19 protein-coding genes and 1 other RNA gene are annotated in these 18525 nt (G+C 48.1%); 11 read left to right on the top strand and 9 right to left on the bottom strand.

The window, feature by feature from the left end; genetic code table 11:
- Window positions 1-2: 2 nt before the first annotated feature.
- From AC5I6P_RS22615 to AC5I6P_RS22590, 6 genes are all read right to left on the bottom strand, one after another.
- Window positions 3-1727 (bottom strand): NAD+ synthase, encoded by a 1725-nt coding sequence (locus AC5I6P_RS22615; protein ID WP_495696021.1) that lies wholly within the window; start codon window positions 1725-1727, stop codon window positions 3-5.
- Entirely contained in the window at window positions 1724-2068 is a 345-nt protein-coding gene (locus AC5I6P_RS22610) for a HepT-like ribonuclease domain-containing protein (protein WP_495696020.1), read from the bottom strand. The genes AC5I6P_RS22615 and AC5I6P_RS22610 overlap by 4 nt, the downstream gene beginning before the upstream one ends.
- Window positions 2065-2355: a nucleotidyltransferase family protein gene (locus AC5I6P_RS22605; RefSeq protein ID WP_495696019.1), complete on the bottom strand. Its 291-nt coding sequence runs from the start codon at window positions 2353-2355 to the stop codon at window positions 2065-2067. The genes AC5I6P_RS22610 and AC5I6P_RS22605 overlap by 4 nt, the downstream gene beginning before the upstream one ends.
- A gap of 46 nt (window positions 2356-2401) precedes the next feature.
- Window positions 2402-3157 carry an NUDIX hydrolase gene (locus AC5I6P_RS22600; RefSeq protein ID WP_495696018.1) on the bottom strand — a complete coding sequence of 252 codons (756 nt, stop codon included), beginning with the start codon at window positions 3155-3157 and terminating at the stop codon, window positions 2402-2404.
- Complete coding sequence (locus AC5I6P_RS22595; RefSeq protein WP_495696017.1) at window positions 3121-3717, bottom strand: nicotinate-nucleotide adenylyltransferase; 597 nt, start codon at window positions 3715-3717, stop codon at window positions 3121-3123. Before AC5I6P_RS22595 ends, AC5I6P_RS22600 begins: the two co-directional genes overlap by 37 nt.
- A 96-nt stretch (window positions 3718-3813) precedes the next feature.
- A complete protein-coding gene (locus AC5I6P_RS22590) occupies window positions 3814-5175 on the bottom strand; it encodes a nicotinate phosphoribosyltransferase (protein WP_495696016.1) in 1362 nt (453 codons plus the stop codon).
- Between the two features lie 588 nt (window positions 5176-5763).
- Here AC5I6P_RS22590 and AC5I6P_RS22585 point away from each other — a divergent pair.
- The 7 genes from AC5I6P_RS22585 to AC5I6P_RS22555 all read left to right on the top strand — a co-directional run bounded on the left by AC5I6P_RS22585 (window position 5764) and on the right by AC5I6P_RS22555 (window position 10593).
- Window positions 5764-5913, top strand: a complete 150-nt coding sequence (locus AC5I6P_RS22585; RefSeq protein ID WP_495696015.1) for a hypothetical protein — start codon at window positions 5764-5766, stop codon at window positions 5911-5913.
- A gap of 116 nt (window positions 5914-6029) precedes the next feature.
- Window positions 6030-6167 (top strand): hypothetical protein, encoded by a 138-nt coding sequence (locus AC5I6P_RS22580; protein ID WP_495696014.1) that lies wholly within the window; start codon window positions 6030-6032, stop codon window positions 6165-6167.
- A 462-nt stretch (window positions 6168-6629) separates the two neighbouring features.
- Complete coding sequence (locus AC5I6P_RS22575; RefSeq protein WP_495696013.1) at window positions 6630-7325, top strand: hypothetical protein; 696 nt, start codon at window positions 6630-6632, stop codon at window positions 7323-7325.
- Between the two features lie 49 nt (window positions 7326-7374).
- An RNA gene (gene rnpB, locus AC5I6P_RS22570) (RNase P RNA component class A) lies at window positions 7375-7790 on the top strand.
- 275 nt (window positions 7791-8065) lie between these two features.
- The gene (locus AC5I6P_RS22565) at window positions 8066-8680 is read left to right on the top strand and encodes a hypothetical protein (RefSeq protein ID WP_495696012.1); all 615 of its coding nucleotides are present in this window, start codon (window positions 8066-8068) and stop codon (window positions 8678-8680) included.
- Between the two features lie 124 nt (window positions 8681-8804).
- The gene (rnc, locus tag AC5I6P_RS22560; protein WP_495696011.1) at window positions 8805-9518 is read left to right on the top strand and encodes a ribonuclease III; all 714 of its coding nucleotides are present in this window, start codon (window positions 8805-8807) and stop codon (window positions 9516-9518) included.
- A 28-nt stretch (window positions 9519-9546) separates the two neighbouring features.
- Window positions 9547-10593 (top strand): Gfo/Idh/MocA family protein, encoded by a 1047-nt coding sequence (locus tag AC5I6P_RS22555; protein WP_495696010.1) that lies wholly within the window; start codon window positions 9547-9549, stop codon window positions 10591-10593.
- A gap of 17 nt (window positions 10594-10610) precedes the next feature.
- Here the strand turns inward: AC5I6P_RS22555 and AC5I6P_RS22550 are convergent, their stop codons facing one another.
- Entirely contained in the window at window positions 10611-12593 is a 1983-nt protein-coding gene (locus AC5I6P_RS22550) for an ATP-binding protein (protein ID WP_495696009.1), read from the bottom strand.
- A gap of 629 nt (window positions 12594-13222) precedes the next feature.
- Between AC5I6P_RS22550 and AC5I6P_RS22545 the strand changes: the two genes are divergently transcribed.
- Entirely contained in the window at window positions 13223-14416 is a 1194-nt protein-coding gene (locus AC5I6P_RS22545) for a GNAT family N-acetyltransferase (RefSeq protein WP_495696008.1), read from the top strand.
- Window positions 14417-14479: 63 nt separating this feature from the next.
- On the top strand, window positions 14480-14863 hold the full coding sequence (locus tag AC5I6P_RS22540; protein ID WP_495696007.1) for a DUF4346 domain-containing protein: 384 nt from the start codon (window positions 14480-14482) through the stop codon (window positions 14861-14863).
- 45 nt (window positions 14864-14908) lie between these two features.
- On the opposite strand, the gene psb32 is transcribed toward AC5I6P_RS22540, so the two are convergent.
- A complete protein-coding gene (gene psb32 / locus AC5I6P_RS22535) occupies window positions 14909-15598 on the bottom strand; it encodes a photosystem II repair protein Psb32 (protein WP_495696006.1) in 690 nt (229 codons plus the stop codon).
- 177 nt (window positions 15599-15775) lie between these two features.
- On the opposite strand from psb32, the gene AC5I6P_RS22530 reads away from it, so the two are divergent.
- Both AC5I6P_RS22530 and AC5I6P_RS22525 read left to right on the top strand, forming a co-directional pair.
- Window positions 15776-16210 (top strand): peroxiredoxin, encoded by a 435-nt coding sequence (locus AC5I6P_RS22530; protein WP_495696005.1) that lies wholly within the window; start codon window positions 15776-15778, stop codon window positions 16208-16210.
- A 189-nt stretch (window positions 16211-16399) separates the two neighbouring features.
- Window positions 16400-18025 carry a C39 family peptidase gene (locus AC5I6P_RS22525; protein ID WP_495696004.1) on the top strand — a complete coding sequence of 542 codons (1626 nt, stop codon included), beginning with the start codon at window positions 16400-16402 and terminating at the stop codon, window positions 18023-18025.
- 212 nt (window positions 18026-18237) lie between these two features.
- Here AC5I6P_RS22525 and AC5I6P_RS22520 read toward each other — a convergent pair whose 3' ends face one another.
- The gene (locus tag AC5I6P_RS22520; protein WP_495696003.1) at window positions 18238-18507 is read right to left on the bottom strand and encodes a GlsB/YeaQ/YmgE family stress response membrane protein; all 270 of its coding nucleotides are present in this window, start codon (window positions 18505-18507) and stop codon (window positions 18238-18240) included.
- Window positions 18508-18525 lie beyond the last annotated feature (18 nt).

Below are 18525 nucleotides of genomic sequence, written 5' to 3'. Positions count from 1 at the left end.
CGCTATGAAGATTGTTTAGCTGGATCAGGCGATTGCTCAGCCTCTAGATGAGCAATCCATCGACTGGCGATCGGCATTCTCCATCCGGTGCCAAAGGCGCGATCGCACACTTTCAATCCGGGAGGAGACTGTTTGCGCTTGAATTCGGCAATTTTGACGAGTTTCGCGACTCGCTCGACGGTCGCAGCATCGTGCCCGGCTTGAACAATCTGCGCGATCGTACAGCGCTGATGAATCAAGCGATCCAAAATATCGTCTAGCACTTCATAGGCTGGCAAGGAATCTTGGTCTTTTTGTCCGGGTCGCAGTTCGGCGCTGGGCGGTTTGCTCAGAACGTTGGGTGGAATCGGAGGATTGTCTTGACGGTTGAGCCATTCGCAGATGGCGTAGACTTTCGTTTTGGGAACGTCTGCGATCGCGGCAAGTCCGCCGTTCATGTCACCGTACAGGGTGCAGTAGCCCACCGCCACTTCTGATTTGTTTCCCGTCGAAACGAGGAGATGACCAAATTTATTCGAGACTGCCATCAGAAGCGTGCCGCGAATCCGGGACTGAAGATTTTCTTCAGCGAGCCCAAAGGACGTTCCGGCAAATAGCTCGTCTAATGTGTCGTCATAGCATTCCATCAACGTTCCGATTGGCAGCGTCTTGGTTTGAATGCCAAGATTTTGTGCCAAGGCGATCGCATCATCGATTGAATGATCGGAACTGTAGGGCGACGGCATAAGAATGCCTAACACATTTTCTGCTCCGACCGCTGAAGCGGCGATCGCGGCAATCAGCGAGGAGTCAATTCCGCCACTCAAGCCCAATACGATTTTAGAGAAGCCGCATTTGTAAGCATAATCGCGCACGCCAAGCACCAAGGCTGAGTAGAGTTCTGCGGCTTCAGTCTCCACATCGGGCACGATGGAACTGGGTAAAAAATCTTGAGACTCAAGACTATATTCGACCACGAGCCAATCTTCTTCAAAGCCACGGGCACGAGCCACAAGAGTTCCGCTGCGATCGCAGACAATGCTGCGTCCATCAAAAATCAAATCATCGTTGCCACCGGCTTGATTAACATACATCATCGGTTGATCAAACCGTGTTGCGCCATGTTGCAGCAACCGTTCTCTTAAGTGTTGTTTCCCGACTGTAAATGGCGAAGCAGAAAGATTCACTGTAAAGTTAACGCCAGCATTGGCAAGATCTGCAAGCGGGTTTAGATCATACGTGCGTTTTCCCCAAAATTCTTCATCGTTCCAAAGGTCTTCGCAGATGGTAACGCCAATGTGAACGGATGCAGAGTTTAGGTCAAGAATAAAATGATTCGCTTGATTGCCAGCTTCAAAATAACGCTCCTCATCAAACACATCATAGGTTGGCAGTAAGCGCTTGTGAAAGTGGCGAATCTGACCGTTCTCCAGTAAAGCGACGCTATTGAATAGTGGTTTTTCACCCGCTTGTCGCGATCGCGCATTCACCTCCACTGTTCCGACTAATACGGCCAATCCGTCAGGAATCGATCGCGCTAATTCCAACAGTTTGGTCGCCATTGCGCTCACAAAACTCGGATCGAGCAATAGGTCGCGGGGTGGATAACCACAGAGCGACAATTCGGGTGTGAGCAAAAGCCGGACTCCCTCTTGAGCCGCTCGACTGGCGGCAGCGAGAATTTTTTGAGCATTGCCGTCGAGATCTCCGATCGTAGGATTGAGTTGTGCGATCGCAATTTTCATCATGATCCTTGGTTTAATTCCTGCAAAATAGCGGTGATTCGTGCTTTAAGTTCTGGTACATCTTGCTTAATTACGCGCCAAACTTCATCTAAATCAACGCGGACATAATCATGAATCAAAACATCTCGAAGCCCTGCGATTCGTTTCCACGGCACGTCAGGATAAGACTGACGCAGGACAGGCGACATTTGCTTTGTTGCTTCTCCAATGATTTCAAAATTCCGGATGACTGCATCTTGAATCATTTCAGTCTGCATGAAGGCATCACGTCCGCTTGAAGTGTAAGACTCAATGCGAGTCATACAGTTTAGAATGTCATCTAAATAAAGACGATCTTCTCTCATAGAGCAATTGCCTCTTCTAGGACGCGATCGCGAATCAATCGGTGCAAGTTTTGAATTTTCGCCACATCCACTTTGCGTCCTAGTAGATCCTGAAGATCCTGAATTAAAGCAATGCGGTCTAATAGGCTTCTGCTTTCTTCAATCTCGACTAGAAAATCGACATCGCTATCGGCTCGTGCTTCGCCGCGTGCCACAGACCCGAAGACCCGCACGTTGTAGGCTCCGTGTTGGGCTGCGATCGCTAAGATTTCCTCTCGTTTGTCGGCTAATAATTCGTCGATTCCCATATTGATTTCTCCGAAGAGAGACACGATGTGTTGTGTTCCTATACGTTTATATAAATACCAACGGCTTGTCTTTAAATGGCGCAAATGCGTCCGCGTCGAATCGGTACAAACTAGCTGGACGACCTGCACCCCGCGATACTTTGACTTTCGTATCGGCTAAAAATCCTAATTTTAGAAGGCGCGATCGAAAGTTAGAATAATCGGAAAAATGCTCGCCTAGAACCGTGGCGTAAAGTTGATACAAATCACTCAACGTAAAGACTTCGGGCAACACGTCAAACGCAACTGGACTATACTCCAGTTTGTTTTTCAAGCGACCATGCCCATATTCCAAAATCTTGTTGTGATCAAACGCTAACTGGGGCAACTGATCTAACGGATACCAAGCAATTCCGCTCACACCATCGGCAATCAGTTCAGCTTCGGCAAATCGTACCAACGCAAAATAGCTGACCGAGAGATAGCGCACCCCATAACTATCTTCTGCCTCTCGCGGATCGCGATCGGGACCGCCAAATGTGTAAAGTTGCTCTAAATACAGATTGCGGACTCGGATCTTCTCTGACAAAATTCGATATGCGGCATCTTCTAGCGATTCGCCTTGGCGCACTAAGGTTCCGGGCAAGCTCCACTGGCCCAAAAATGGTTCCTCGTGGCGCATCACCAGCAGCACGAGGAGCCGATTTTGAGCCGTATCGACCGAAAAGATCGCGTTATCGACGCCGACTCTAAAATCTGCAAGACTCTCTCCTGGCAGTGAACTGGTTAATGAACTGGCTGTTTTTTTAAACGTGCGTCGCATCCGTAAAGTTGCTCCCGATCGATATACTCTTGAACTCGGTGGGTGACTCCCGTTAAATCTTCGTGCTGACGGTACGCTGTCGAGGAAACATCTGGAACGGCAATCGGCGCGATCGCAACCGTTGCCCCTAATTGTCGCAATCGTGCGATCTCACCTGAATTGAGGGAATAGCCCGATCGCGGCACAATCAACACCTTGACTTTCCGCAACAGTTCTTCGGCTCGAAACCAGCTTGAAAGCTGCCGCGCCACATCAACCCCCACCACCAGCGTAAAGTCTGCTCCCTGCCAGCGCTGCTGCGCCCGTTCAACCGTAATTAAGGTACGAGGATGGCTTAATTCTGGATAAACCCAGACATTTTGCCGAGGACGGTGCAAATCTTGAATCAACAGTCGCAGCATTTGAGTCCGATGCTGAAGCGGCGTCTGATGAGCCTTGAACGGGTTATCGGCTGCCCACACTGCAATTTCGTCAAACTGCTCCGAGAGCGATCGCAAAATCGTCAAATGTCCAATCGTTGGTGGATCAGCACTGGTTCCAAACAGGGCAATGTTGAGCATGGGTTTGAACGACGCGTGAAGGATTGTGAATCAGTACTTTGACAGTAGCGCATCTGGCAGGCAAACTCTTTCGGGGGCGAATGTCTACTGCGGTTTCTACGGAGTTGCGCTTGGCACAAATCGCTGGTGAGTGTGTTGGATTAGGTCAGCCAGGCTAGAGGAAAGCTCAACCGGAATTGAGGTAGGCTCATCAAGTTGACGAACCCAAGACGGCAGACTATGGATAGACTTGGCGGTGCGCTCTGCGATCGCGCTTAAGGATTCCGGTTCTTGCACACGATGTCCCTGCTTAAACACAAGCTGTAGAAGTGGAGTGGCTGACAGGGAATCTGAAATCAGCCCCAAGCAATCTTGCGTCACAACCCCCTGTTCCATCTGACGAAACACCTGCTTGCGTCCGGGATACGTAATTTTTCCAGGAGACTCTTTCATCACCGGAATCCCATCGATTTCCACTAACTTATAGACCCCATTTACCGGAGAGCCTGTCACTAACTGAGTTCCTAACCCATATCCATCAATAGGAGCACCTGCCGCTTTTAGCTGAGCGATCTTATACTCATCCAAGTCACCACTCGCAAAAATTGGGACTCCTGGCAACACGTCACGGACTTGCTGAGACAGAGAAAGCAATTCACCCGAGTCAATCCGAACCCCAGCCAAAGATTGATTGCCATCTCTTAAGTAAGTCGACAACTCACGAGCCGCCGCGATCGTATCGTAAGTATCAATCAACAGCGGTGCACCCGGAAAGTGGCGATGAAATGCAGTAAACGCCTGTGCTTCTGTTCCTTGAGTCGCGCTTAATGCCATGACGAGCGCGTGGGCCATGGTTCCAGTTGGCTGTCGTCCTAATTTCTGTGCAGCCAAAACATTAGAGGTCGCATCTAGCCCTGCCGCTAATGCAGCTCGTGCCGCCCAAACGGAGGCTTGAGGACTAAAGGCGCGGCGAGTTCCAAACTCTAGCAAAGTGGACTCGGCACCCGCTGCATCTCGCATCCGAGCTGCACGGGTGGCAACTAGCGTTTGATAGTTTACCGTGTTCAGCAGGTAGGTTTCCACGAGTTGGGCTTGCCACAATGGAGCCTCAATTCTTAGCAGTGGCTCATTCGGAAAGACTGCTGTTCCTTCTGGCATGGCCCATACATCGCCTGTAAAGCGTCCATCTTGCAGCAGCGTCCAAAATTCGGCGGGGGCATGGTCAAACAGTCCGCTAGTTTGAAGAAACTCGATTTGCGCGGCGCTAAAGTGCAGCTTTTTCAAATAATCCAACGCTTGAGCGAGCCCCATGGCGATCAAATAGCCAAATCCCTTAGGCAAGCGCCGTACCGTCAGTTCAAAACTTGCTCTGCGCTGATCCAAGCCCTCACCAACATAGCAAGCCCCCATTGTAAGTTGGTATAAATCGGTCAGCAGGCTGTAATCTTCTGGTTTTATGGTTAATTCTAGGTCTTCCACCCGTTTCTCCTAAATATCAAGGGTTTTATCAACGGAGTCTTGAGGGGCTGGGGAGACTCGCCTTTGTCACCTTACTTCTAAATTATAGTTATTTTAACCAAAAGTCAAGATATGAACTATTATGGTTTGCTCAATCTGGGAGTGCAAAAGAGGCGTAAGAAGGGCTACATCTCCTTAGAGAAGCGATTGGGCGCAAAATACAGTTATAGTGTTTTTTAATAAAATATTCTTGAGAAAGCAGGCGTCTATCGCTTTCACAAGGCTCTAAAATGGCAGCGAGCGACTTTATTATCCCTATTTGAAGAACTTTGCTGAAGAACTTTGCCCATTCATCAGCGCCATATCGAGCAACTGCGCTAGTAGCAACGGGCAATATCGACACTCACTTTCTGCATTGTTTTCTAAAGCAAAGCAAATAGAAACTTCAAACGTTGAAGAAATATGAAAAGTTAGGAGATTAACCTAAACAATTAATGCGATCGCTCGCAGATCAACAGACCACTCTGCATAATTGAAGTATTCAGATAGCCGCGCTACATCAAATCTGAAAATCGCTTCAGTTTAAACTCAAATTCAGAGGTTACCCCTATGAGCGTTCCTAAAGTCATTGATGATGTAATTGTTTACTTTTCAGGTGCAGTCAGTCGGATCTTCGCCCTCAATGACGATCATTACCCAAACACGGGTGTACAGCCCTATAGCGGCGATCCTTACGACAAAAAGCATTCTTCGGACTAGCCAAAAAACGAGCCACAAATAATTCTTTTGGTCTACTAAATCAATCTCCTAACTTGTGCTAAAAGTTGGCAGAAGACGCAAATTCTTCCGCCAATTTTTGTTGTCAGAGTGCTGATATGAATCCTACGACTTATCTTACAGAGAAAGAACTCAACCATGCTTACCATTTGTTAGAACACTACCCAGAAGCACAAGCCGGAATTAAAGTTCTAAAGAGGCATCGCGGAACCCAAAAACGAGCGTTGAAGAATTAGCAGGAGGAGAAGTGCAAAGTCTTGTACTCGCCACTCCAAAGTCGATATGGGAGATTTTATTAGAGCAACTATATTTAAGAGCAACTATATTCAGATGTCTGTGGTAGCAATTCTTCGGATCTTTGCCAGACGAATCGGAATAGTTTACGCAAAATTCTGAACGAATCGCAGTTGCATCCTGAAGGCGCTGCCTTGCTGAGCGGAGCAGTCGTTTACCTTGTACAGCTCTCTGGACTGGCGGTTAGTCCTGCCGTCGCTACAATTCTCGTACTCTACGTTCTTCACCTCGGCATCAATGTTTTCTGCGAGTACACGGCTCAGTTTCGCACATCCTAAACCCCATTCAATCCACCTTAAAAATTACAAGACTTAGAAATTACAAGACTTAGAAATTACAGAACAAAGTAAGCATGGTATAAGGACTAGAGATTCTGCTGTTTCTCCGCTTGCACAAGGTCTAGGATGACTGAACTTGATTTTGTACTGTTAACCGTTTACTTCTTGTGCGTTAGCTATGTGCTTTATCAAATCGTTAACTCATTTAACGATGAATTTACCATCCGCCTCGAACAGGACGACCTAAACCAATACCTTGAAGCCCATCATTTAAAAGACATCGTTGGTGTTAACTTTAGGTTTGACAATCGCTACGAGTTCGACAAACTAAAGCAACTCGCCATCCGAATTCAGAACAAGTCAGAGAACTATCTAATTTATGTCGATTGGGATCACTGCGTCCTTACAGATTTAGACGGGCGATCGCGCCGCGTTGCTCGCTTTTCACCAGGCGGCACGTTAGATGCATTTCAAAATCAAGTCTTCAGCATCATTGCTCCGAAGCAAACATTGCAAGAACTCATCTCTGGCGAAGACCAACTAGTGCGTAAGGGCGAAAGTGGATTTCTAGAAGTCGCGAAGACGGTCATTGACCTTAGCAAACCCGACCCTAAACGAGCGAGCGAAGCCAAACGAAAGCGCTACCGTGACTTCGTGGCAAGTCAGATTAAACTGGAATTTGAATTACACCTTGCCCTCCGAGTGGTAGGAGCAAACACCGCTCCGACGGGCGATCGCGCCCGCATCGTCTGCAAATTCACAATGATTAAACTCGATTGGACGGCGGGACTTCCCTGGAATCCCAAACGAAAACCGTTCTAATTAACACCTCCAAATCTTCGCTGTCTCCGACTACACTGAGCTATGGAGAAGAGGGAGCGAGGCGATTGCGAGCAAGCCACTTGCTTGAGGAAAGTCCGGGCTTCCGAAAGACCGAACCTGCTGGATAACGTCCAGTGCGAGCGATCGTGAGGAAAGTGCCACAGAAACATACCGCCGATAGGGAAGGAGGAAAAGGTTTTCCTATTTCCTCCTTCCCTATCGGTAAGGGTGCAAAGGTGCGGTAAGAGCGCACCAGCAGTATCGAGAGGTACTGGCTCGGTAAACCCCGGTTGGATGCAAGGCAGATGGGGCAACGGTTGGTCTTTTTCCTGTCCCGCGTTGCTGGTGAAATATCCAGCAAAGAGCCGCTTGAGGCATCTGGTAACAGGTGTCCCAGATAGATAATCGCCCTCTAGGAGCATTGCTCTCAAGAGAACAGAACCCGGCTTATGTCTCCCTCTTCTCCACCCCTTCACTCAACGATCGAGAAACTCACGCTAGCAAATCGGTTTCTCAACATTCTTTAAACTGAACCCCACAATATGTAGATTCGGCAAAGTCCTCTTCATGAACGAAAGTGACATTTTCAACCTGAATTACTATAAAGGTTCACAAAAGAAAGGTTCAAATAAAGCGCCCAAGCGTTCCATTAATCTTAAATTAATGGTTCTTAAACCGACTCCGGTTGAGGCGACTGCTCCGAAACAACTTGTGTTCCTACAGCAGTGTAGGATAGGTCTGTGAACAGCCAACTTCCCGTGCTCAATAGCTCAGAATATCTAGAGGTTTCTTCGTCGACTGGTCCGCTATTAGCGATCAGTGAGCAAAAAAAGAGCGGACTCATTCTCTGCAAAGATTATCATGCTGAATTTGCAGGTCCTGGAGCCGCTATTAACTGCTCGGTTGAGCCTGCTTATCGGGCTGTCATTGCGATCGGGTCACCAACCCTAGCTCCGATGTTTACTGTAGAAGATCGCCGCAGAGCCTATGGTCGGCGCATTCAGTGGGGACGCTGGCTGCAAAGAATTGTAGAAAATCCGGAGCCTACAATCAGAGCCGAGAAGCTGCTAGCGGGCTTTGAAGAGTTTTTTGGGCGGCAAGTTGTCGTGAGTTTACCAGGTGAAGTCTTGGCATTATTAGCAGGTGTCTTTCCAGGAACCATTGAAATGGTGCGATCGCAGCACTGGCGCACAAACCGCTTCGATGCCGCAGTCTATTTATCCTGCTCAGATCAACTCAAAGTAACGACCATTTCTCTGGAAGCTGGGCAGCGAGAAGTCACTTCTGTTCCGCTCCTTACTACAGCAACAGTCAGCGAAATTGAGCAAACTTACGCCGTACTTCGGTCTGCCTAGTCGTCCTCAATTGTGGTGAATCGTTAGGTCAACTAAATCGTTAGGTCAAGCACTAGACTATACGCAGTAGGCTAATCCCTTTAGGATGAGAAGAGTCCTCCCCTAATCTGATCCAAACGATCCCATGACCCTTGCATATCCTCGTCGTCAGCAGGAACTTGAGGCGCTAGTGCAGAGACTAGGCTTATCTCAACATTCGTCGCTCCGATGGGACTTGTTAGATTTGTCGCTGACTCACGCGACCTTCTCAGCCGACAAAAACTATGAACAGTTAGAGTTTGTCGGCGATGCAGTCGTTAAGCTTGCCGCCGCAGAGTTTTTGCTAGAAGTTTATCCTGAGCTAAAGGTAGGAGAATTTACAGCGTTGAGATCGGTGCTAGTAAGCGATCATATTCTCTCTCAAATTGCAGACCAGTATGGCTTTGATCGATATCTTCTGGTCGCATCAAGCGCTAAGTTCGACCAAGCAGGGCGAGAATCACGCTTAGCAGATTCGTTGGAAGCCGTGTTAGCCGCGCTCTATCTCAGCACTCATAATTTATCGCTGATCCGCTCGTGGTTGGATGAACACTTTAAGCGGTTAGCGAAAGAGATCCTAGCAGACCCCGCTCGGCAAAATTACAAAGCTGCCTTACAAAACTGGACACAAGCCCACCAAAAGATATTGCCTGAGTATCGCACCATCGAAACTGGGCACACTCACAATGATCCCCACCGCTTCGTGTCGGAAGTGTTAGTTGGGGGGCGGTCTATGGGTCAGGGCAGCGGGCGCTCGCGTAAAGCTGCCGAACAAGCCGCCGCCCAAGTTGCATTTTTAGCGCTGAGTGGTCAGTTGTAGAGGAACGTAGAGGAACAAGGGAAGCTCGATGAAGAAGCCTACTAGAATCGCGGTTTTCGGAGTTGGGCGATGGGGCACTCACCTGCTGCGGAATTTTTTGGAACATGCAGAGGCAGAGGTTGTGGCGGTTGTTGATCCATGTGCTGAGCAGCTTGCGATCGCAGCCCAACGGTTCGAGCTTGATGACCGAGTGTTTGTCACCACACAATGGCAGGATGCTCTAGAGTTAAGCGGCTTAGAAGCAGTCGCGATCGCCACGCCTGCCAAGACCCACTATGCTTTGATTACAGCCGCCCTTAAGCAAGGACTGCACGTTCTAGCAGAGAAACCGCTTACCTTAAGCACCGCAGAATCGGTTCAACTTTGCCGTCTCGCGGCTGAGCAGCACCGTCAACTTGTCGTGGATCATACTTACCTATTTCACCCCGCCGTTTTACAGGGGAGGGGGTTAGTAGAGTCGCTAGGAGACTTGCGCTATGCCTATGCTGCTCGAACTCATCTCAGTCCAGTTCGTCAAGATGTTGATGCGCTTTGGGATTTAGCGATTCATGATATTGCAATTTTAAATTATTGGTTAACCCAAACGCCTTGTGAAGTGCAGGCAAGAGGTCAGGTTTGGCTCCAGCCTAACGCGCTGCCCTGTGAATCATCTAATTTGTTTCCTAACGGTCTTGCTGATACGGTTTGGGCGACGTTAATTTACCCGAGTGGATTTCAGGCAACGCTTCATCTCAGTTGGCTCAATTCAGATAAGCAACGCCGGATGTGCCTGGTTGGTGAGCAGGGAAGTTTAATTTTTGATGAACTAGCAGCAGAACCGTTGATGATTCAGTGGGGACAGTTTGAGCGCCAAGGAAATCGGTTTAGGCCCGTTCATCAACGCCAAGAAGCCATCAAACTGTCTTCTGGAGAGCCTCTAAATCAGGTTTGTGAGCATTTTCTAGCCTGCGTGCGTTGCAATCAACCGTCTGATATCTCTCCCGGTTGGCTTGGGGCGGAACTCGTGCAAATCCTGGTAGCCCTATCAGAGTCGATGCAGCAGGGAGGACGAGTGATGGGCTTAGCCAAGCTCTAAATTGCGTGGGTTGCCTTTCAGCTATTTGGTACACTAACCGGATGTTTCACCTCAGAGTGAGCCTCCTCGATCGCAGGTAAGTCCGGCTTGCTTAGCTCAATTAAGGGCAACCAAATCCGAAAGATGCTGCCATTATTGGGGAAGGAATTGAAGGACAAGGTTCCTCCGTGTAGCTCTGCCAATCGCTTCGTGAGGGCAAGTCCAAGTCCGGTTCCTTCATGCTTGCGAGTCAGGGAAGAATCAATTTGCTGGAAGGGACGGAACAGCAGATGCCACCGTTCTTCAGGAATACCGATGCCTGAATCTGAGATTTCTAGACACAGGTAGGGCGTTTCAGGATTGATTGGGCTGCGATCGGGGCGCGGATCGAGTTGTAGCTGGCGTCCATAGCCCAACCATGCACCGAGTTTGACTTGGCCCCCTTCAGGGGTAAATTTCACAGCGTTGGAGAGCAAATTGATCACCATTTGCCGCACTCGCCGCTCATCCATCAAGACGCGCTCAATCTGGTCATCAAGGTTGATCGTCAACTTCAAACGCTTCATTTCTGCGCCTGGCTGAACCATTTTGAGACATTGATGGCAGAGGTTTTGAATCGAAACCGATTGTAGATTCAGTTCCACTTTTCCGGCTTCGACTTTGGCAATATCTAATAAATCATTGATGATTTTGAGCAAGTGGAGGGCGGCATCGTCCGCTTGCTGAAGAAACTCCAATTCTTCGTTTCGATCGTCGCAGCACCCGTCTCTGACCAAGCGAACGCAGCCAATAATCGCGTTTAGCGGCGTCCGCAATTCGTGAGATGTGGTGGCTAAAAACTCGCTCTTCATCTGATTGGCTTCCTGCGCCTCTTGCCAAGCTGCTTCAAGTTCTTTAGCGCGATCCTCCAGCCGATCAACCATATTGTCGAGAGCTTCTGCCAAGAGGTTCAGTTCTCGAACTTTGAAATCTTTGGGGGCGCGATCGCCAGCATACCGATGCCGAATTTGCATCGCATAATCGCTCAACTGCTCGATCGGACGTGCTAGGTCTCGCGTGAGATACAGGGTCGAGAGCAGAATTGCCGTCAGCAATCCCAGAGTCAGAATAATTAGGACTTGCTTAATCTCTTCTAGGCTATAGAGAGCCGTATCCAGCGAGATGGTTGCCAACACCGCCCAGTTCCGGGTTTCCGTGGCACTTAGGGCAATGGGGACAGCGCTGTAGCCTGCGAGCCATTCAGCCCCTCGTTCTTCAAATGCAAAGAGGGAGAGAGCATCTTGTTTTCCAGCGATCGCATTTGCGACTAAACTCTTTAACCGCTCTGCATCGACTTCCTGGTTGACGTTGCGCCCCACCTGCTCTGCGATCGGATGGGCCAAGATTTCGCCGTCTTGGTCAATCACCACCGTATAGCCAGTAATGCTGTTCGATTCGGGTTCGGGCTGCGGATAGAGTGCCGTCTTAGCGCTCAGGGCATAGCGGATATTGGAGCCGATCTGCACAGGGGCACTGAAAACCAAATTAAGCTGGTTGTTTAAAGGCGCTTGAGTTCTTGGAGGTCGAACCAGAGAGATTCGCACGGCGTTGGGCTTAGCAAATTCTCGTCCACCTATCGACGACCAATTGCTGCCTGATACGGGAATGATTGCAGTTTTGCCGCAGGTACTCGCTTTGATTTTTTGAGTCTGTAAATCAGTCAACTGAACGCAGCTCAACGCAACAGGTGAGGCTTGCTGAAACTGGTCTAGAAATTCGTACGCTTGGGATGGAGACCCCGACCGGAGGGCAGCCGAGCTGGTTGCGGTAGCCAAGTTCGATCGCAAGGCGTTGATGGTTCCCTGTAAACTATCGGCTTTTCGCACCGCACTCGCAGTCAGATTCTGTCGCGCGGTTTCTAAAAATCCCGATCGCGCTTTTTTGTATGCCACAACTTCTCCGGTCAACAACACCGGGATGCTGAGGAGTAACAGACGTCTCAGCAAAACTCGACGGAATGAGGACTGACGGGGCTTCGTCATAACCACTCTACTCAATACTCAAAACACTCAAGGCTTGGAACCACGGAACAGTAGATGCGAACCAAGATACAAACCACAAGCGGGCGGCTGAATAAGGGGTGAATCTTAAGCGCCATCAGATTTTATTTCGTCAGGAGCCTATTTCACACTTGTCAGTGCTCTAGGTGGTTCTAGAGTAACGGATATGCGTTGGCAATTGCGAACACAAACGATTGCGAACAACAAAAATAACAGGTCAATCTAGTCACAACTCTTAGCCTTCACGATTCTTAGACTTTGTTCTGCCAAGCACGAGGATAGCAGTAAGGCTAAGACATTGGATAAAACTGCAGTTTGTCGAGAAAGCTCACTCTTACCGCGTCATTTTGGGAACCGTCATACTGCGTATCGATATTGGGTATTAATCGCTTCAATAGGAACTATGACTCAACTCACCCGAAACTTTAGCTTTAGCCGTCACACTTCTTCTAACCATATAAGAAATTCTCTCGCCATTAACGTTAAGGTCTAACATTCCCTCAGAATCTTTAAGAGATTTGGTTAAGACATTCGGTTTAGCCAGCCGTATCTGTGGACGCAACAGCACTGAGAAATTTAGATTAAGCTGTATGAAGTGTTGATGTCTAGGTATGGTGGAACAGCTTAAGCCTCGCTATTCGGTTGCCTGGATTAACAAAATTTCTGAAATCCCTCAAGCAGCCTGGGATGCCCTCGCGCTCCCTTTAAAGACGCCTTTTTTTGAGTGGGATTGGCTCCACACAATGGAAACGTCGGGCAGTACAACGGCGAAATCAGGCTGGTTGCCAAATCACTTGACGATATGGCGTGACCATCATTTAATTGCGATCGCTCCGCTCTACGTCAAGGGACACAGCTACGGAGAATTTGTCTTTGATCACCAGTGGGCAGATCTAGCGAGTCGTTTGGGTATTGAATACTATCCAAAGCTGCTTGGCATGTCGCCGTTTACGCCGGCTGAGGGCTATCGATTTTTGATTGCGCCGGGCGAAGATGAGGACGAACTGACTGAATTGATGGTGGACGCGATCGAGCATTTTTGCACCCGAAACCGGATTTCGGGCTGTAATTTTCTCTATGTCGATCCAGCATGGCGACAGACAATGGAGCGTCATGGGTTTAGCAGTTGGCTGCACCATAGTTTTGTCTGGTCTAATCAGAACTATGAGACGTTTGATGACTATTTAGGTGCGTTTAACTCAAATCAACGTCGCAACATTAAGCGTGAACGAAAAGCGGTGACGAATGCTGGACTCCAGTTCAAGATTTTGACAGGTGAACAAATTCCCAAGTCGCTGTTTCCTATCATGTACAACTTCTACGCCGACACCTGCGACAAGTTTGGCTGGTGGGGAAGCAAGTATTTGACGAAGAGATTTTTTGAGCAGCTTTACCCGAATTACTGTCATCGAGTCGTCTTTTTTGCAGCTTATGCCCACGGGGATGATCGCCATCCAATCGGCATGTCGTTTTGTTTAAGGAAGGGCGATCGCTTATACGGTCGCTACTGGGGCTGCACTCAAGAACTGGATAACTTACACTTCGATGCCTGTTATTACACGCCGATTGAGTGGGCAATCAATAACGGGATTCAACTTTTTGATCCAGGAGCAGGCGGACGCCACAAAAAGCGGCGCGGATTTCCGGCAATGCCAAACTATTCGCTGCATCGGTTCTATAACAGTCGCCTGTCCCAAATTTTGCGAAGCCACATCGAACAAATCAACGATTTAGAACAGCAAGAAATAGACGCAATTAATCAGGATTTACCGTTTAAACAAGAGGCGATCCAATTTAAGATCTAGCGCTGAAAAGCAGATCAAATTCTCTTAAAATGTTAATCAGAACCCACGTTAGAACTTTGAACTATGGCTCAGTCTGTTGTTGACCCAACTGCGCTAGACGACAAGCTTTCCCAACGATTTATCGAACTTGATCCGAGCGGATATTTTATTATTTACCTCGATCGCGATGCCCGCCTCATCTATGCAGAACATTACACAAATACAATTAACGACAAAGGACTTGCTTGCGATCCTGAGACCGGAGAGCCACTTCCTTGCAATGGCAGCCTAAAGCGTCAAGCCAGTACGTTGTTTAAGGGCAGAACGGCTAAAGAACTATGCATCGAAATTTTTGAAAAACCTAAAACGTGTTTAGTGAGTCGTCTCGATCATGCTGCGTACTTGGGACGAGAATTTGTGCGGGCAGAAGAGGCGCTATTAAGCGGAGAGGAATATATCCAAGATTAAAGGGCGTAGCCATCCTGCGCCCTTTAGAGTTTTAGCGAAAAAGGGTTAGCGAACATACCAGTAATACGTCGCCATTGGAATCACGGTTGCGGCAAGCAGCAAGCCAATCACCCACGGAATTGCATTACTCTGTTTCGTTTCTTCAGGTGTCGCAAAGGTTCCTTCGACTTGAACGTTGTCAATTACCTCAGGCGGACCTGGATCAGCCGCACCTGAAAGGACGGCAACCAAGCGATCGCTGGCATCCAAAAAGGCTTGGTTGTAGCGATTGCCTTGGCGCAACGGCACTTGAATCGTCTCTTGGGACACGCTTTGCGCGATCGTATCGGGCATCAATTCTTTTACCTTGTCGCCTGTTGCGATCGCAGAATTATTCGTCAGGCTATCGATCACGATCAAGGTTTGATTTTCCGCTGCTTCAGCAGTGGGAAACCACTGTTTGAACAACTTTTCGGTAAACGAGTCAATCGTCTCATCATAATCGAGACGCCGAATCGTCACATAGCGAACGGTTTGCCCAGTTTTTTCTTTCAACTCGCTAAGCGTCGTATTGAGTTTCCCTTCATTGATGCGACTGATGATGTCGGCTAAATCAACAACGTGAGTATCATCCGATGCCGCGGGCACTTCATACAAGCTAGTTGCGTACGCTGGAGCAACCCAAACGAGAGACATTAGAATTAGAGCAAATGGCAGCAGCCAACGTTGATAAAACGGTGTGAGGAGCTTTTTCATAGCAGATCGATAGTTCGACAATCTTTTTCTCAAAATACAATGGCGGTAACTCGTTTGCGTTGACTTACCAGAAAAATTCGGTTTGTTCAAAAATTTGGTTTATTAACGCAACGCACTATCCCTAGTCCTTAAAGTATTACAATTATTAAGAAATTTGAAGGTCAAGGAGCGTTCATCATGCCTTTATCAGTTGGCGATACAGCCCCAGACTTTACGGTGAAAGACACGACGGGTACGACCATCAAACTTGCAAACTACACAGGTAAGAAGGTCGTTCTGTACTTTTACCCAAAAGATGACACACCAGGATGCACCAAACAAGCCTGTAGCTTCCGCGACAACTACGAGCAGTACTTGAGCAAAGGGATTACGGTTCTTGGGGTCAGCATGGACGATGAAGCGTCGCATCAACAGTTTACAGACAAGTTCAACTTGCCGTTTCCCCTGTTAGCCGATACTGACGGTGCCATCACCAAAGCCTATGATGTCGATGGCGGCGGTTATGCAAAGCGGGTTACTTATGTAATTGATGACGGTAAGATCGCTCAGGTTTACGAATCTGTTAAAACCGATACTCATGCATCCGATATTTTGGCAGGAATCGGCGCGTAGCTTTTGAGTTCAAGCCTTACCACTATTTCACTTTAGGTGTCCCAATCTCTTTCCAGATTGGGACATTTTTTTAGCACAAATTCCTGAAGTAAGATTGGGCATTCTCAACTAAGAAACTCCTGTTTTCTAAGAATACTGAGTTCCCTGTTTAGCATCGCTCATACCATTTTTATCTCAGGGATATCAACCATGACTACTACTGCTGTCGCTGACGTAATTAACACCCCGTATGCATCAATGGGTGTTGCGACGCCGCCGACTTACTCAGGTCCGAGAGAAGTGTTGGTGAATAAGCCTGTCAATCTCAAAGGCAGCTATGATGCGAGTCGGGTTGCCAAGATTGCGATCGCAGCCGAAGATAAATTTCCGCTTCAAGTCACGACCAGCAATGGAACCTGGCAAGTCTCGCTGCCAAAAGGATTTTCTCAAGCCGGATCACGTTGGATTCGCCTTAAAGGATTTGACACGGTTGGGAAGCTGATCGAAAACAAAGTGTTCTACATCACGGTTAGTACCGATCCGCTCACGGTGGGTCAAGCGTTGACGCTAAAAGTGATGCAAGACACTTACTTTAAAACGTCGCCAGCGGACTCGTCGCAATTAAATGGTCAGCAAAAGGTGTTAGTCAAAGCGGGACAAACCTTTCCCGTCAACCGCTATGGACTGATTGACGGGCATTTGAAGTTAGAAATTGGACGAAACATTGATGCGATCGGGAATTTTGGCTTCTTTTACGAGCCTCACGTTCAACTCAGCAAAGGCACTCAAATTCTTCGCTTCGCTCTTGATGACGTGCCTGATATTCCCTTGGCAGCTCAGTTGCTAATCACGTCTACAACACTGATCAAAGCGCAACTGGCAGATTCTTCAACGCTGGCGGCTCACCAAAAAGCTGATGTTCTGCAAGGTCAAACTCTCCAAATTATTGGATATGCTTGCACAGGTGGGCACTTTCGGGTGACTTTGGCAGAGCCAATTCCAGGATTTGGAAATCGAGGATATGTGTATTGGCAATACGCTCAAATTAAGCGTAATGGTAAAGAAGTTCCGTATGATTCTGGCGCTTTGACGGTTACCGCTGTAACCGATACGATGTTTAAAAAGCGTCCGGTAGATTCGTCGCAACTGCAACCCGAAGAGCGCACTAATTTTAATAAACATGCGTTCTACGGAATTTCGAGCTACATGGTGCAGGGCGGACATATCAAAGTATCGCTGACAGAAGAAATTCCAGGGTTTGGAAATACAGGCTACGTTTTCCCGGATTTTGCTCAGATGAAACGGGGAACGAAAGCCTTTAATCCAATTTTACCGAGTGTTGAGATGAATGTTCCTTATTTCTCTCAGCGAGATAATCCGCGCTATTACTGGTCAACGTGTAACGTAACGTCGATCGCGATGGTGTTTTATTACTACGGTGTGCGATCTCAGTACGGACAGCTAGAAGACGAATTATTACAGTGGTGCTTCAACAAAGACGGACAAGGATCTCAAACCGATCACAACACCCTTGTTAGCTTAATTCAAGCCTATGGCTTCAAAGCGAGTTTTGACACAAAGCGATCGTGGCGGGACATCAAAGAAGAACTGATCAATGGTAACCCTGTTATTCTATGCGGGCTGTTTACCCATGGGGGGCACATTGTTACCGTCGTTGGCTTTACCCCAGATGGTTTCATTGTGAACGATCCGTGGGGAGACGCATTGACAGGGTACACCTACACCGAAGGACGAAAAGTTCTTTACCCGTATAGCTACTGTCAGCAAGTTTGCGGCGGAGACGGCGACGTATGGGCACATTTTATTTCTAAGTAGATTTGATCTTCTAAGTAGATATGATCCACGTCGGCAGAGTGTGAGATCAATTCTCCGTTGGCGTGGATCAGATGTAGCCTGTCCTCTGAGAAGATTATGTAGGAAGGCTATGCTGATTGCAGAAGCTTAGACCAAATCAGAAAAAGCCTCTGCTTTTGCAGAGGCTTAAGAGAGTGTCTCAAGTAGGGAAAACGTTTGCAGTAGCGTAAAAATTAGACAGCTCGACGCGTCAGTAAGTAGTAGAAGAATAGGGCTACAACTGCACCAAGTACAGCCACAAACAGACCAGTCAAACTGAATGCCGTAGCCGTCAGAGCCAGCGTTCCTGTTTCAAAAAAGGTCACGAGCGATCCACCTACAAAAGCTCCAATTACGCCAAGTAGCATTGTGCCTAAGATGCCACCGCTCTGATATCCAGGGTAGATTGCCTTTGCGATCGCGCCTGCTAATAATCCTAAAATTGCCCAAGCAAGAATATTCATTGAAATCTCCAAAAAATT

The organism is Myxacorys sp. (genome assembly GCF_059501405.1).
Note: the sequence above shows the minus strand (reverse complement) of the source record. Positions and strands in the feature narration are given on the sequence as shown.

What these genes read in the sequence shown, in the direction of transcription:
- AC5I6P_RS22580 (WP_495696014.1), top strand. Translation starts at nt 6,030, where the DNA reads ATGAATCCTACGACTTATCTTACAGAGAAAGAACTCAACCATGCTTAC.
- AC5I6P_RS22550 (WP_495696009.1), bottom strand. Translation starts at nt 12,593, where the DNA reads ATGACGAAGCCCCGTCAGTCCTCATTCCGTCGAGTTTTGCTGAGACGT.
- AC5I6P_RS22520 (WP_495696003.1), bottom strand. Translation starts at nt 18,507, where the DNA reads ATGAATATTCTTGCTTGGGCAATTTTAGGATTATTAGCAGGCGCGATC.
- AC5I6P_RS22605 (WP_495696019.1), bottom strand. Translation starts at nt 2,355, where the DNA reads ATGGGAATCGACGAATTATTAGCCGACAAACGAGAGGAAATCTTAGCG.
- AC5I6P_RS22585 (WP_495696015.1), top strand. Translation starts at nt 5,764, where the DNA reads ATGAGCGTTCCTAAAGTCATTGATGATGTAATTGTTTACTTTTCAGGT.
- AC5I6P_RS22615 (WP_495696021.1), bottom strand. Translation starts at nt 1,727, where the DNA reads ATGATGAAAATTGCGATCGCACAACTCAATCCTACGATCGGAGATCTC.
- AC5I6P_RS22595 (WP_495696017.1), bottom strand. Translation starts at nt 3,717, where the DNA reads ATGCTCAACATTGCCCTGTTTGGAACCAGTGCTGATCCACCAACGATT.
- AC5I6P_RS22575 (WP_495696013.1), top strand. Translation starts at nt 6,630, where the DNA reads ATGACTGAACTTGATTTTGTACTGTTAACCGTTTACTTCTTGTGCGTT.
- AC5I6P_RS22525 (WP_495696004.1), top strand. Translation starts at nt 16,400, where the DNA reads ATGACTACTACTGCTGTCGCTGACGTAATTAACACCCCGTATGCATCA.
- AC5I6P_RS22530 (WP_495696005.1), top strand. Translation starts at nt 15,776, where the DNA reads ATGCCTTTATCAGTTGGCGATACAGCCCCAGACTTTACGGTGAAAGAC.
- psb32 (WP_495696006.1), bottom strand. Translation starts at nt 15,598, where the DNA reads ATGAAAAAGCTCCTCACACCGTTTTATCAACGTTGGCTGCTGCCATTT.
- AC5I6P_RS22610 (WP_495696020.1), bottom strand. Translation starts at nt 2,068, where the DNA reads ATGAGAGAAGATCGTCTTTATTTAGATGACATTCTAAACTGTATGACT.
- AC5I6P_RS22545 (WP_495696008.1), top strand. Translation starts at nt 13,223, where the DNA reads ATGGTGGAACAGCTTAAGCCTCGCTATTCGGTTGCCTGGATTAACAAA.
- AC5I6P_RS22600 (WP_495696018.1), bottom strand. Translation starts at nt 3,157, where the DNA reads ATGCGACGCACGTTTAAAAAAACAGCCAGTTCATTAACCAGTTCACTG.
- AC5I6P_RS22555 (WP_495696010.1), top strand. Translation starts at nt 9,547, where the DNA reads ATGAAGAAGCCTACTAGAATCGCGGTTTTCGGAGTTGGGCGATGGGGC.
- rnc (WP_495696011.1), top strand. Translation starts at nt 8,805, where the DNA reads ATGACCCTTGCATATCCTCGTCGTCAGCAGGAACTTGAGGCGCTAGTG.
- AC5I6P_RS22540 (WP_495696007.1), top strand. Translation starts at nt 14,480, where the DNA reads ATGGCTCAGTCTGTTGTTGACCCAACTGCGCTAGACGACAAGCTTTCC.